General features: G+C 73.5%; 13 protein-coding genes and 2 pseudogenes. 6 read left to right on the plus strand and 9 right to left on the minus strand.

Annotation, left to right across the window (positions count from 1 at the left end):
• Positions 1 to 100: 100 nt before the first annotated feature.
• Positions 101 to 301 (plus strand): annotated as a pseudogene (locus H1A17_RS31175) (sirohydrochlorin chelatase); the annotation flags it as partial.
• A 141-nt stretch (positions 302 to 442) separates the two neighbouring features.
• Here H1A17_RS31175 and H1A17_RS31180 read toward each other — a convergent pair.
• Both H1A17_RS31180 and H1A17_RS31185 read right to left on the minus strand, forming a co-directional pair.
• Positions 443 to 700 (minus strand): WhiB family transcriptional regulator, encoded by a 258-nt coding sequence (locus tag H1A17_RS31180; RefSeq protein ID WP_067311984.1) that lies wholly within the window; start codon positions 698 to 700, stop codon positions 443 to 445.
• 444 nt (positions 701 to 1144) lie between these two features.
• The gene (locus H1A17_RS31185) at positions 1145 to 2095 is read right to left on the minus strand and encodes a diacylglycerol kinase family protein (protein WP_145921528.1); all 951 of its coding nucleotides are present in this window, start codon (positions 2093 to 2095) and stop codon (positions 1145 to 1147) included.
• Between the two features lie 42 nt (positions 2096 to 2137).
• Here H1A17_RS31185 and H1A17_RS31190 point away from each other — a divergent pair, with 42 nt between their 5' ends.
• On the plus strand, positions 2138 to 2527 hold the full coding sequence (locus H1A17_RS31190; protein ID WP_145921527.1) for a hypothetical protein: 390 nt from the start codon (positions 2138 to 2140) through the stop codon (positions 2525 to 2527).
• Between the two features lie 40 nt (positions 2528 to 2567).
• Here the strand turns inward: H1A17_RS31190 and H1A17_RS31195 are convergent, their stop codons facing one another.
• The 3 genes from H1A17_RS31195 to sodN are packed head-to-tail and all read right to left on the minus strand — an operon-like array spanning position 2568 to position 3933.
• Complete coding sequence (locus H1A17_RS31195; RefSeq protein WP_145921526.1) at positions 2568 to 2975, minus strand: ATP-binding protein; 408 nt, start codon at positions 2973 to 2975, stop codon at positions 2568 to 2570.
• Complete coding sequence (locus H1A17_RS31200; protein WP_309236909.1) at positions 2972 to 3532, minus strand: GNAT family N-acetyltransferase; 561 nt, start codon at positions 3530 to 3532, stop codon at positions 2972 to 2974. Before H1A17_RS31200 ends, H1A17_RS31195 begins: the two co-directional genes overlap by 4 nt.
• Entirely contained in the window at positions 3529 to 3933 is a 405-nt protein-coding gene (sodN, locus tag H1A17_RS31205) for a superoxide dismutase, Ni (RefSeq protein ID WP_088645999.1), read from the minus strand. The genes H1A17_RS31200 and sodN overlap by 4 nt, the downstream gene beginning before the upstream one ends.
• An 84-nt stretch (positions 3934 to 4017) precedes the next feature.
• On the opposite strand from sodN, the gene H1A17_RS31210 reads away from it, so the two are divergent.
• The 3 genes from H1A17_RS31210 (at position 4018) to H1A17_RS31220 (ending at position 6748) form a co-directional block, all read left to right on the plus strand.
• A complete protein-coding gene (locus H1A17_RS31210) occupies positions 4018 to 4368 on the plus strand; it encodes a S24/S26 family peptidase (RefSeq protein ID WP_309236910.1) in 351 nt (116 codons plus the stop codon).
• A 140-nt stretch (positions 4369 to 4508) separates the two neighbouring features.
• On the plus strand, positions 4509 to 5687 hold the full coding sequence (locus H1A17_RS31215) for an NADP-dependent malic enzyme (RefSeq protein WP_145921525.1): 1179 nt from the start codon (positions 4509 to 4511) through the stop codon (positions 5685 to 5687).
• A gap of 110 nt (positions 5688 to 5797) precedes the next feature.
• Positions 5798 to 6748, plus strand: a complete 951-nt coding sequence (locus H1A17_RS31220; protein WP_194823565.1) for a zinc-binding dehydrogenase — start codon at positions 5798 to 5800, stop codon at positions 6746 to 6748.
• A 12-nt stretch (positions 6749 to 6760) separates the two neighbouring features.
• Here the strand turns inward: H1A17_RS31220 and H1A17_RS31225 are convergent, their stop codons facing one another.
• From H1A17_RS31225 to pta, 4 genes are read right to left on the minus strand one after another with little or no spacing between them, the layout of a single operon-like run.
• Positions 6761 to 7738 (minus strand): chlorophyllase, encoded by a 978-nt coding sequence (locus H1A17_RS31225; protein WP_194823566.1) that lies wholly within the window; start codon positions 7736 to 7738, stop codon positions 6761 to 6763.
• A 39-nt stretch (positions 7739 to 7777) separates the two neighbouring features.
• Positions 7778 to 8680 (minus strand): alpha/beta hydrolase, encoded by a 903-nt coding sequence (locus H1A17_RS31230; RefSeq protein WP_145921522.1) that lies wholly within the window; start codon positions 8678 to 8680, stop codon positions 7778 to 7780.
• Between the two features lie 57 nt (positions 8681 to 8737).
• Positions 8738 to 9889 carry an acetate/propionate family kinase gene (locus H1A17_RS31235; protein ID WP_194823567.1) on the minus strand — a complete coding sequence of 384 codons (1152 nt, stop codon included), beginning with the start codon at positions 9887 to 9889 and terminating at the stop codon, positions 8738 to 8740.
• Positions 9886 to 11961: a phosphate acetyltransferase gene (gene pta, locus H1A17_RS31240; protein ID WP_194823568.1), complete on the minus strand. Its 2076-nt coding sequence runs from the start codon at positions 11959 to 11961 to the stop codon at positions 9886 to 9888. The genes H1A17_RS31235 and pta overlap by 4 nt, the downstream gene beginning before the upstream one ends.
• Positions 11962 to 12210: 249 nt before the next feature.
• Here pta and H1A17_RS31245 point away from each other — a divergent pair.
• Positions 12211 to 12748, plus strand: a pseudogene (locus tag H1A17_RS31245) (hypothetical protein); the annotation flags it as partial.

Consider the following 12748-nt stretch of genomic DNA (forward strand, 5'->3'; position numbering starts at 1 on the left):
AGCTACAGGTCGAGGCGTACTACACCGAGGCAGCCGCTTCCTGACGCTCGGTAACGCCTGTTCACCGCCCGGATCTACGGATCCGGGCGGTTTTACCGACGTGGCGGTGACCCGGCTGCGGGCGGCCGGTGCGCGACAGGTGGCGGTGGTGGCGTACTTCCTCGCGCCGGGGCTGTTCCACGATTCGGTGGTGGCGGCGGCGGAGCGGGCCGGCGCGGTGGCCGTCAGCGCCCCGTTGAACGACTCCCCGGATCTGGTGGACCTGGTTCTGCGCCGGGTCGACACCTCGGGTGACGGGTGACCGGAGTCACTCACGCTTTCATTACCCTCAGTAATTGTCTGGCGACAATGCATTGACGAATTCTGATCACGGGTGTGCGGGCAGCAGAACGCCCCGGCGGGCGGACCCGGCCGGGGCGGACAGCGTGTGTGATCGGTTTTTTCAGGCGGAGTGAGCGCGCAGCACCCGGAGACCGCCACGGCGCTTGACCGCGCGGCGCTCCTCTTCGCTCATCCCGCCCCAGACGCCGGCGTCCTGACCGGACTCCAGTGCCCACTGGAGGCACTGGTCGGTCACGGAGCAGCGCCGGCAGACGGCCTTGGCCTGCTCGACCTGCAGGACAGCAGGGCCGGACGTCCCGATCGGGAAGAACAGCTCCGGGTCCTCGTCGCGGCAGACGGCATTGTGACGCCAGTCCATGGCGGCAACACTCCTCATTCTGGATGGATGGCAGTTAACGCTGGTGCTTTTCTTATATCCGTCCGCAATGCCGGTCGTCACGGTTCGCGTACGACTATTCGGCAATGCGTGAGCAGACTCGTTTTTAGCGCCTGGGCCTGCTGGAACTGCTCAACCGGCCGAGCATATCCAGGCAATGTCCCGGTAACTCAAGTTCGCTTGTGAATACTTTCACGAACGAACGCGATGTCAAGGGGTGACGCTCGGAAAAACTCCGCTCGGTGAGCAAGCTCACGACCCTTTTGTCCGGTTTCCAGGCTTCCCTGTTACCCGGCGTACCACAGTCGAGGATCAATATAGTACAGTCCGCGTGACATTGCTGACATTTCCGGCACTCCTCCTCGGTGTGGCGGCCACCGCGCCGCGCGGTGTCCCGACCGCTCGACCTAGGGCGTTACCCGAGACCTAGCAGATTACTCTCAGTGCGCCGGAAACGGAGGTGAATCTGACTTTGTGTCGCTCCCCGAGGTAGTCCCCGTCCAGCTGGAAGGCCTGCGGGCGGGCCGAGACCAGCGTGAACTCCTCCAGATCGTGCAATCGGAGCACCTGCTTGCCGTGCGGATCGGGGTGTCGGGAGAGGAACTGCGTCACCGTCCGTGTGGTGCTGGCGACGCGGAGCTGACGGAGCGCCAGCACGTCCAGCCCGAGATCGAACGACGCCTCCGGGTTCGGGTTGACCTCCCGGTCGCCGAGGTACGTCCACGGCGCGGTGTTCTGGATGATCACCGTCGCCAGCTCGCCCTCGGCCGGCTCGCCCGGCCGCTCCATGCTGATCGCCGGATGCCGCCGGTCGGAGCCGAGGAAGTAGTGACTCAGGGTGGAACGGAAGTAGAGCGACGGTGAGGAGACCCGTCCCCGCCGCCGGGCCTGCTCCACCCGGTGGATCACCGCCGCGTCCAACCCGAAGCCGGCGCAGAAGGTGAAGTAGCGGTCGTCGGCGCGGCCCAGCCCGATCGTGCGGGACCGGCCCAGCCGCAGCGCCTCCAGGATCATGCTGGTGCCGTCCGCCCACTCCCGGGGCAGCCCGAGCGCCCGGGCGAAGACGTTCGTCGAGCCGCCCGGCACGGTGGCCAGCGCCGGCAGCCGCTCCGCCGGGGAACCACCGGTGCGGATCGTCGGGGGATCGGCGGTCATCAGACCGTTGACCACCTCGTTGACCGTGCCGTCGCCACCCAGGGTGACCACCAGGTCGACGCCCTCCTGGGCGGCCTCCCGGGCCAGGTCGGTGGCGTGGCCCCGGCGTCGGGTGTACCGCACCGACAGGTCTACTTGGCTGCGCAGCGCCCGGACCAGCACGTCCCGGCTGCGTTCGCTGGTGGTGGTGGCCTTCGGATTGACCACCAGGACGGCCCGCATGGCCGGCACTTTACGTGATGGGGCGGGGGTATCGTGGCCCGCGTGACGATCGACTCCGCGCCGGTTCCCGACACCCTGCGCTGGGCGGTACGCCTGCTGCGGGGCGAGGCCGTCGCCCTGGCGCTGCTCGCCGGCTGGCTGGTCTGGGCCGACCTCACCGCCACCACGACCGACCTGGTCTCGGCACTCTTCGTGACCGGGTTCGCCATCGCGGGCGCGGTCGCGCTCTGGGCGTTGGGCGGGGCGCTGGCCCGCCGCCGGGCCGGTGCCCGTGCCCCGGCGATCGTGCTGGAGCTGATGCTGCTGCCGGTCGGCTGGTTCATGATCTCCGGCGGGCTGGGCTGGCTCGGCGTACCCCTGATGGCGCTCGGGGTGGGCGTCTGCGCGCTGCTGGTCAGCCCGCCCACCACCCGCGCCCTGGGCTTCGGCTGACCCAACGCCGCGCGGGGCGCGGTGACGCCGGCGGGCCCGGTCAGTAGCCGGCGGAGCGGCGGGTCAGCAGCGAGATGGTGGCCCGACCCTGGGTGGACTCGGCCGCCGCCGCCGTGGTCAGCGCGGTGAGCACCTTCCAGGCGAACGAGGACTCTCCCGGTAGGGCCGCGCCGCGCACGGTCGGCACCGTGACCTCGACGGTCAGCGCGTCCTCGGTGACCGAGAACCGGCACTCCAACTCGGCGTCGCGGGTGGCGATGGCGAGCAGCATCGCGCACGCCTCGTCGACCGCGATACGCAGGTCCTCGATCTCGTCGAGCGCGAACTGGAGGCGGGCCGCGAGCCCCGCCGTGGCGGTGCGCAGCACGCCCAGGTAGCCGCCGTCGGCGGGCACGGTGAGGTGCACGACGTCGTCGTCGGTCGCTGGCTGGCCGGTCAGTTGAGTCACGCCTCATCCCCCCGGTCCGGGACTCTACCCGGCCGGGCGGACACGCGCGTGGCCGACGTCACCCCTTCGGCGGCGAGGTCGCGCAGGGCCGCCCCGTCGAGCCGGTAGGGCACCCACTCGGTCATCGGCTCGGCCCCGATCGAGGCGTAGAACCGGGCGGCCGGATTCCAGTCGAGCATCCACCACTCCAACCGCCGGTAGCCGCGCTCCACGCAGATCCCGGCGAGGGTGGCGAGCAGCGCCCGGCCGGCGCCGGTGCCCCGGTACGCGGGGCGGACGTACAGGTCCTCCAGGTAGATGCCGTGCACGCCGGCCCAGGTGGAGAAGTTGAGGAACCACAGCGCGAAGCCGACCGGCTGGTCGTCGTCGCCCACCGCGACGTGCCCGAACAGCGCCGGGGCCGGCCCGAACAGGGCGGTGTCGAGCTGTGCCGGGGTCAGCCCGCAGCGGTCGGCGGCCTGCTCGTAGTCGGCCAACTCGTGCACCATCGCGACGATGGCCGGCACGTCCCCAGGACGCGCCGGCCGGATCGTCGGTGCCGTGGCGGGCAGGGTCACGCCTGCTTGGTCTCCCAGAAGATCTTGGAGATCTCGTCGATCTTCTGGAGCAGCTCGTCGGCCTTGGCCGGGTCGGTCGCGCCCTTGGCGCCGGCCGCGCCGGCCGCCTTGGTGGCCTCGTTGAACAGCTGGTGCAGGTGCGGGTACTTCTCGAAGTGCGGCGGCTTGAAGTAGTCGGTCCAGAGCACCCACAGGTGGTGCTTGACCAGGTCGGCGCGCTGCTCCTTGATCAGGATCGCCCGGGTGCGGAACTCGGGGTCCGTGTTCGCCTGGTACTTCTCGCAGATCATTTTGACCGACTCGGCCTCGATCCGGGCCTGCGCCGGGTCGTACACGCCGCACGGCAGGTCACAGTGTGCGCTGGCGGTCACACGGGGCGAAAGGATGCGGGGAAGTCGCATCAGGTTCCTCCATGGGATGTTTGCGATGATCCGAGCCGACATTACTCCTGACGACGTCCCCGGCAGGGGCGGAGGGGAAACCTTGTGACGGTCGGCGGCTCCGGTCCCACCCTTCGGTCGCGTGCCCCGCTCACCGCCGTCGGCGTGACCGGGCCGTCCATGTCACCCACCCTGCGCCACGGCGACGCCCTGCTGGTCCGCCGGGGCGGCCGGCCGGTCCGCCCCGGCGACGTCGTGGTGGCCGTGTTCCGCAGCCGCCCGGACCTGTTGGTGGTCAAGCGCGCCGTGCGTCCGCAGGACGGCGGGTGGTGGCTGCACGGTGACAACACGTTGGTCACCGACGACTCCCGGGCGTACGGGGTGGCCGACGTGCTGGGCCGGGTGGTGTTCCGCTACTGGCCCCGCCCCGGCCGGCCGGCCCCCGCACCGATATGACCCTCCTCACAACCCGGTGCCGGTGGGCTGACTATGCTCGGGAGGTGCCCGGGTGACCCCCGTACCGCGTGTCGCCGCTCCGCCTCACCTCGCGCCCTCGCGCCGGCCGCTCCGTCTGCTCGACAGATCCTGGAGTCACCATGTCTGCGTCCACCGTGGATCCCGCTGATCCCGTCTTCCGACTGCACCTCGGCGGCAAGCTCGCCGTCGCCTCGACCGTCCCGCTGACCAGCCGCGAGGACCTCTCGCTCGCGTACACCCCGGGGGTGGCCCGGGTGTGCGAGGCGATCGCCGCCGACCCCGCCCTGGTCGACGACTACACCTGGGTGTCGCACACCGTCGCCGTCGTCACCGACGGCTCCGCCGTGCTCGGCCTCGGCAACATCGGCCCGCGCGCCGCGCTGCCGGTGATGGAGGGCAAGGCGGTGCTGTTCAAGCAGTTCGCCGGCGTCGACGCGGTGCCGATCTGCCTGGACACCCAGGACGTCGACGAGATCGTGGCGACGGTCCGGGCCCTCGCCCCCTCGTTCGGCGGGATCAACCTGGAGGACATCAGCGCCCCGCGCTGCTTCGAGGTGGAACGGCGGCTCGACGAGGCGCTGCCCATCCCGGTCTTCCACGACGACCAGCACGGCACCGCGATCGTGGTGCTGGCCGCGTTGCGCAACGCGGCCAGCCTGCTGCACCGCAAGCTCGGCGACCTGCGGGTGACGGTCAGCGGGGCCGGCGCGGCCGGGGTCGCGGTCACCCACATGCTCGTCGCCGGGGGAGTGGACCCCGAACAGGTGGTGGTCTGCGACTCCCGGGGCGTCATCGGCCGGCACCGCGACGACCTGACCGAGACCAAGGCGTATCTCGCCGAGACCACCAACGCGCAGGGCCGGCGCGGTGACGTCACCGAGGCGCTGCGCGGCGCGGACGTGCTGATCGGCGTCTCCGGCGGGCGGATCCCCGAGGCGGCGGTCGCCGGGATGGCCCCGGGCGGCATCGTGTTCGCGCTGGCCAACCCCACCCCCGAGGTGGACCCGGAGGTGGCCGCCCGGCACGTGGCGGTGGTGGCCACCGGGCGTAGCGACTACCCCAACCAGATCAACAACGTGCTCGCCTTCCCCGGGGTGTTCCGGGGCGCGCTGGACGCGCGGGCCACCCGGATCACCGACGGGATGAAGGTGGCCGCCGCCGACGCGATCGCCGGAGTGGTCGACGGGTCGCTCAGCCCGGACGCCATCGTGCCGTCCCCGCTCGACCCCCGGGTCGCCCCGGCGGTGGCGGAGGCGGTGGCCCAGGCGGCCCGCCACGACGGCGTCGCCCGCGCCTGAACCGACGCGTCGCGCGCCACCCGACCGGAGCGCGACGCGCCCCCGACCGGGTGGGAAGGGTCCGGGCCGGCCGGCCCGGACCCTTCTTGAACGATCGTTCCGCTGTTACGGTGCGGATCATGCGTGCCGCCTATGCCTCCCGGTTCGACGCCGACAACCCGCTCGCCGCGCTCACCGTCGGCGACCGCCCCGAGCCCGCCCACCTCGACGACGACTGGGTGACGGTGCAGGTGCGGGCCAGCTCGCTCAACCACCACGACCTGTGGTCGCTGCGCGGGGTGGGGCTCGCCGACGGTCAACTGCCGATGATCCTGGGCTGCGACGCGGCCGGCACCGACCCGGACGGCAACGAGGTGGTCATCTACCCGGTGCTGCCCACCCCCGGCGACCCGCGGGGCGTCTCCATCCTCTCCGAGCACTACCAGGGCACCCTGGCCGAGCGGGTGGCCGTACCCCGGATGAACCTGCTGCCGCTGCCGACCGGCCTGTCGGCGACCGACGCGGCCTGCCTGCCGACCGCGTGGCGGATGCTCACCACCCGGGGCCGGATCGCCGACGGCGAGGCGGTGCTGGTGCAGGGGGCCGGCGGCGGGGTCGCCACCGCCGCCGTCGCGCTCGGCCTGGCACTGGGCAAGCGGGTGTACGCCACCAGCCGCGACGCCGCCAAGCGGGACCGCATCGCCGCGCTGGGGGCGACCGCGCTGGAACCCGGCGCCCGGCTGCCGGAGCGGGTCGACGTGGTGATCGAGACGGTCGGCGCGGCCACCTTCGACCACTCGTTGAAGTCGGCCGCCCCGATGGCCCGGATCGTGGTCGCCGGCGCGACCTCGGGTCACCTGCCGCCGGTCAACCTGCGCCGGGTCTTCGCCATGCAGCTGGAGATCCTCGGCACCTCGATGGGCACCCCGGACGAGCTGACCGAGCTGCTCGCCTTCTGCGCCGAGCACGAGGTACGCCCGGTGGTCGACAGCGTGGTCCCGTTCAGCCGGGTGGCCGACGCCTTCGCCCGGCTGCACTCCGGCGAGGTCTTCGGCAAGGTCGTGGTCGACCACACCGCCTGACCCTCGGCCGGCTCAGAGACGGTCGTCGAGGGTGGCGATGTCGCCCCGGGCGGCCGAGGCGGGCAACCGGTCCCGGGCCGCCGCGTCGCCGTAGAGCGTCCAGCGGAGGAACTCGATGGTGGTGTCGGAGACCACCCGCAGGGCCGTGTCGTCACCGAGCAGGGCCCGGCCGTGGTCGCCCCGGGTCAGGCTGAGCATCGCCTTGGGCCACGGCACCGCGTCGTAGACGGCCTTGCCGGCGGCGTAGTCGACCACCTCGTCGGCCCGGCCGTGCACGAAGAGCTGCGGGGCGGCGGCCCCGGCGAAGGCCGTGCCCACGCCCAGCCCCGTCCCGGCGAGGACCACCCCGGCCCGCAGCCGCTCGTCCCGGCCGGTGGTGAACAGGCCGATGGTGGTCACCCCGCCGGCCGAGTGCCCGGCCGCGGCCACCCGGTCGGTGGCCAGCCGGCCGCGCAGCGGGTCGCCGGCCTTCGCGTCCAGCGCCAGCACCTTGTCCAGCACGTACGACACGTCGGCGGGCTGGTTGAGCACGTCGAGGACGCTGCCGTCGGTGCCCTTGCCGGTGTGCGGGAACATCGGCGCGGCCACCACGAAACCGGCCGCCGCCCAGCGGGTGGTCAGCGCCCGGTAGTCGGTCGGCCGCCCGTCGAGGCCGTGGCTGAACGCCACCACCGGGAAGCGTCCGGCCGCCACGGTGGCGTCGCGCTGCGCCGCCCCACCGGCGGTGCCCCGGGCCGGGTACCAGAGGGTCACCGGCAGCGGGCGGTCGCCGCCCCGGTTCAGCCTCAGCTCCCGTACGCCGACCGCGAACGCCTGCGTCGGCGCGGTGCCGGCGGGGATGCGCGACGCCTGCGGGGTGGCCCCCGGGGCGCTGGCCGCCGGCGTCGGCGACGGGGCGGCGGGGCGCGCGGGCGGAGACGCCGAGCAGCCGACGAGGCCGGCGGCGAGCAGCGCGGCGGTCAGCAGGACCGGGATACGACGACGGAACATGAGAACGATTGTGCCCGCCCGTGGCGGCTGCCCGGCCGGCTACGGCCCGGCGTCGGCCAACCGGTCGTCGAGGGTGGTGACCCCGGGGCGGGTGGCGTCGGCACGCAGCCGGCGGCCGGCCTCCCGGTCGTCGTAGAGGGTCCAGCGGAGGAAGTCGGTGACGGTGGCGAGCACCTGGTCGAAGCCCGGCCGGCCCGGGGTGAGGTATTCGCCGTGACCCTGGCCGAGCACGCTGAGGAACGCCTTCGGGCCGGACGCCCGCTGGTAGCCGGCCCGGCCGACGGTCAGCGGCACCACCGGGTCGGCGGTGCCGTGCACGAACAGCAGCGGGGCGCTCGGCCCGGCGAAGGCGCCCGCCAACCCGCCCCCGGCGATGATCACGCCGGAGCGCAGCCGGGCCGGGTGGCCGGAGGTGAACATGCCGGCCGTGGTGAAGCCGCCCGCCGAGTGTCCGGTCGCGGCGAACCGGCCGACGTCCAGGTGCCCGGCGAGCGGGTCACCGGCGCGGGCGTTCAGCCGGACCAGGTGCCGGATCACCCGCCAGCCGTCGGCGGGCTGGTTGCGGACGTCGGCGCGGCTGAACCGGGCCGCCCGCCGGTTGGTGTACGGGTAGGTCGGCGCGGCCACCACGAACCCGGCGGCGGCCCACCGGGTGGCCAGCGCGGCGTGCAGCTCGGGGAGGCTGCGCAGGCCGTGGCTGTGCAGCACCACCGGGAACCGGCCCGGGGCGACCCGGCCCCGCTCGGTCGGGTACCAGAGCGTCACCGGCAGCGGGCGCGGTCCGGCCGGGTCGACGGTGACCGTGCGTACCGCGACCGGCAGGGCCTGCTCCGGGGCGTGCCGGGCCGGCGGTGGTGGCGGTGGGTCGGTGGCGGCGGTGGCCGGGCCGCAGCCGGCGAGCAGCGCGGCCAGCACCACGGCGCACAGCCGCCTCACCCCCATGACTGCACGGTAGGTGGTCGGCGGTCCGGTCCGGCCCGGCCGTCCGGACGATGGTGGTCACCGCCCCGGTCGGTCCGGCTCCACCGCTCGGTCCGCCCCGGCCAGCACCGCCCGGGTCTGCCGGGCGATCTCCCGCTCCTCGTCGGTGCCGACCACGCAGACGCTGACCTCCGCGCCGGCCGGGGAGATCACCCGGTCGCCGGTGCCGGCGTTGCGGTGCGGGTCGACGGCGATGCCGAGCCGGTCGAGCCCGGCCAGGGCGGCGGCCCGTACCTCGGGGGAGTGCTCGCCCACCCCGGCGGTGAAGGTGATCGCGTCCGCCCCGCCCAGCAGCGCGTGGTAGGCCCCGACGTAGCCGGTGATCCGCCGGCAGTAGACGTCGAAGGCGAGCACGGCGGCGGGATCCGCGGCGGCCCGCCGGGACTGCACCTCCCGCATGTCGTTGACCCCGGTGAGACCGAGCAGCCCGCTGCGGTGGTTGAGCAGGTCGTCGATCTCGTCGACGCCCATCCCGCCCTCGCGGCGCAGGTGGAAGATGACCGTCGGGTCGAGGTCACCGCTGCGGGTGCCCATCACCAGCCCCTCCAGTGGCGACATGCCCATCGAGGTGGCCACGCTGCGTCCGCCGTCCACCGCGCAGGCGCTCGCCCCGTTGCCCAGGTGCAGGCTGATGGTGCGCAGCCGGTCGTACGGGCGGTCGAGCAGTTCGGCCGTGCGCCGCGACACGTACGCGTGGGAGGTGCCGTGGAAGCCGTACCGGCGGATGTCGTGCCGGCGGGCGGTGTCCAGGTCGATGGCGTACGTGGCGGCGGACTCGGGCAGGGTGTGGTGGAACGCGGTGTCGAAGACCGCCACCTGGGCGACGTCCGGCAGTAGTTCCCGGGTGACCGCGATGCCGGCCAGGTTGGCCGGGTTGTGCAGCGGGGCCAGCGGCACCAGTTCCCCGATCGCGGCGACGACGGCGTCGTCGACCCGGACCGGCGCGCTGAACCGCCGGCCGCCGTGCACCACCCGGTGCCCCACCGCGGTCAGCCCGGTCAGGTCGAGCCGGCCGAGGATCTCCCGGACGGCGGTGGCGTGGTCGGCCGGCCCGCCGCCCGGCTCGCCGACCCGCTCCACGGTGCCGGAGTCGACCGTCGACTCCCCGGCGTAGAGCCGGTACTTCACCGACGACGATCCGCAGTTGAGCACCAGCACCCGGTCGGTCACGACCCCTCCTCCGACGATCCGGCCGCCTGGATGGCGGTGATCGCCACCGTGTTGACGATGTCGGCGACCTTCGCGCCCCGGGACAGGTCGTTGACCGGCCGGCGCAGGCCCTGCATGACCGGGCCGACGGCCACCGCCCCCGCCGACCGCTGCACCGCCTTGTACGTGTTGTTGCCGGTGTTGAGGTCCGGGAAGATGAACACGGTGGCCCGGCCGGCGACCGTGCTGCTCGGCAGTTTCGTCGCCGCGACCTGCGGGTCGATCGCCGCGTCGTACTGGATCGGCCCCTCGACCAGCAGGTCGGGCCGGCGTTCGCGGACCAGCTTGGTGGCGGTGGCGACCTTCTCCACGTCGACCCCCGCGCCGGAGTCCCCGGTCGAGTACGACAGCATCGCCACCCGGGGTTCGATGCCGAACCGGGCCGCCGTGTCGGCCGACGAGATGGCGATGTCGGCGAGCTGGGCGGCGTCCGGGTCGGGGTTGACCGCGCAGTCGCCGTAGACCAGCACCCGGTCGGCGAGCAGCATGAAGAACACGCTGGAGGCCACCGAGACGCCCGGCACGGTACGGATGATCTCGAAGGCGGGACGGATGGTGGCCGCCGTCGTGTGGGTGGCCCCGGAGACCATCCCGTCGGCGTGCCCGGTGGCCACCATCATGGTGCCGAAGTAGTTGGGTTGGGCCACGATGTCGTGCGCGATCTCGACGGTGACGCCCCGGTGGGCGCGCAACGCCGCGTACCGGGTGGCGAACGCGTCCCGCCAGGGGCTGCCGGCCGGGTCGACCACGTCCGCGCCGGTCAGGTCGATGCCCAGCTCGCGGGTGCGGCGGGCCACGTCGTCGGGGCGGCCGAGCAGGGTCAGGTCGGCCACCCCCCGGCGGAGCAGGATCTCGGTGGCCCGCAGGATGCGCTCGTCGGTGCCCTCGGGCAGCACCAGCCGGCGGCGGTCGGCGCGGGCCCGGTCGATCAGGTCGTACTCGAACATCAGCGGGGTGACCCGCTCGGAGCGGCTGACCCGCAGCCGGCGGGCCAGGTCGACGGTGTCGACGTGACCCTCGAACGCGCCGAGCGCGGCCTCCACCTTGCGCGGGTTGGCCGGGCCGGGCCGGCCCTCGATGTGGCTGGACGCCTCGACCGTGTCGTAGCTGTCGCTGGTCACCGAGAGCACGGCGAAGCCGGTGTTGAGCCGTTCGACCAGGCGCATCGCCCGGGGGTCGGGCTGCTCGCCGAGGGTGAGCACCACACCGGCCAGCGACACCTGCCCGGCGACGTGCGCGGTGCTCGCCGCGACCAGCAGGTCGGCCCGGTCACCCGGGGTGATCACCAGCGCCCCCTCGGTGAGGTGGTCGAGCAGGGTCGGCACGTGCGCCGCGCCGACCACGTAGTCGAGCACGTCCCGGCCGAGGGCGGCGTCGTCGCCGGCCAGCAGGGTGGCGTCGAGCGCCGCCGCCACCTCGGCCACCGTCGGCGCGGACACGCTCGGCACCTCCGGGATGGCGTACGCGGGGACCGGCAGCTCGGGCAGGGTCAGCGCTGCGGTCACCCGGTTGGCGATCACCGCCAGCACCGTCGCGCCCAGGTCGGCCAGATCGTGGTACGCCCCGCGCGCCGCCGCCGTGACCGCCTCCGGCTGCTGCCCGAAGCCGTCCACCACCGGCACCACCACGCTGCCGAACTCGGTGGCCAGCCGGGCGTTGAAGGCCAGTTCGCGGGGGCCGGCGGTGTCCCCGCCGTCGGTGAAGTCGCTGCCCACCACGATCACCGCCGGGCAGCGCCGTTCCACCGCCCGGTACCGCTCGACGATCCGGGAGATCAGCTCCTCCCGTCGGCCGTCGGCGACCAGGGCCGCCGCCTCGGCGTACGTGGTGCCGGTCAGGTCGGCCTGGGGCAGGTCGATCCGGTAGCGGTCGTGCAGCAGGGCGAGGATCGGGTCGTCGCCGGTGTCGGAGACCAGCGGCCGGAACACGCCGATCCGTTCGACCTGCCGGGAGAGGAGTTCCGCGAGGCCGAGGGCGATGGTCGACTTACCCCCGCCGGACCCCACGCTGGTCAGGTAGACGCTGCGGGCCACGGCACCACCCTAGGAGATCACGTCGTGTCCCGCCCGGGACCTTCGCCCTGAACCGTCGCCGGCGGGGGCGCGCCGGTGCGACCCGAGTCTCATTCGTGGGACGAGCTGGAAGCTGAGTGATCCTCGTGCCTAAACTCGCATCCCATGACTGCCGACCGGCTGAGCAGGAAAAATGCGCCATTCGAAGAATCGAAGCCCATGGGCGCGCTCGGTGGTCGGCCGGCTGTCGATCCACATCGTATCAATGACGTGACGGTGATCGATGGGCCGACCGTGCTGCTCGACCGCACCGACGGCCCCACCGCGCTGATCGCCGCCGTGCCTCCGCCGGTCCCCGTCTTCGTCGACCCCAGCGGTCGACGCCACTCCCGGCTGCGCTGGCTCGCGTACGCCCTGGGGCTGGTGGTCCTGATCTACTCCGGGCTGGTCGGGGTCAGCTTCGCCGGGGGCATCGCCCCGCACGCGGTGCTCCCCTTCGTCGACGAGGCCGCGCAGCCCGAGCGGTCGTCAGCGCCGGCCCGGCCGGCCACCACCACCCCCGCCCCCGCCCCGACCACCGGCACCGTGGCACCGACCGCCGCCCCCCGGGCACCCCGGGGGAGCGGGCCGGCCGTCGCCCCGGTCACCCCCTCCGTCACCCCCGGCACCGCCAGCCCCTCGCCGTCGCCGAGCGCCAGCCGGTCGCCGAGCCGCCCCACCGGTCGCGCTGGCCGGTGCCGGGCCGGTGGCCGCCGGGCCGCTGCCCCTGGCGGCCCCACCCACCGGGAGTACGGTCCACAAGGGAAAA

Origin of the sequence: Micromonospora sp. S-DT3-3-22 (assembly GCF_015354745.1) — a bacterium.
Classification (GTDB): Bacteria; Actinomycetota; Actinomycetes; order Mycobacteriales; family Micromonosporaceae; genus Micromonospora; species Micromonospora wenchangensis.

Coding starts and splice junctions, on each gene's coding strand:
- H1A17_RS31180 (WP_067311984.1), bottom strand. CDS start 700: ATGGACTGGCGTCACAATGCCGTCTGCCGCGACGAGGACCCGGAGCTG.
- H1A17_RS31185 (WP_145921528.1), bottom strand. CDS start 2,095: ATGCGGGCCGTCCTGGTGGTCAATCCGAAGGCCACCACCACCAGCGAA.
- sodN (WP_088645999.1), bottom strand. CDS start 3,933: ATGCGACTTCCCCGCATCCTTTCGCCCCGTGTGACCGCCAGCGCACAC.
- H1A17_RS31215 (WP_145921525.1), top strand. CDS start 4,509: ATGTCTGCGTCCACCGTGGATCCCGCTGATCCCGTCTTCCGACTGCAC.
- H1A17_RS31225 (WP_194823566.1), bottom strand. CDS start 7,738: ATGTTCCGTCGTCGTATCCCGGTCCTGCTGACCGCCGCGCTGCTCGCC.
- H1A17_RS31230 (WP_145921522.1), bottom strand. CDS start 8,680: ATGGGGGTGAGGCGGCTGTGCGCCGTGGTGCTGGCCGCGCTGCTCGCC.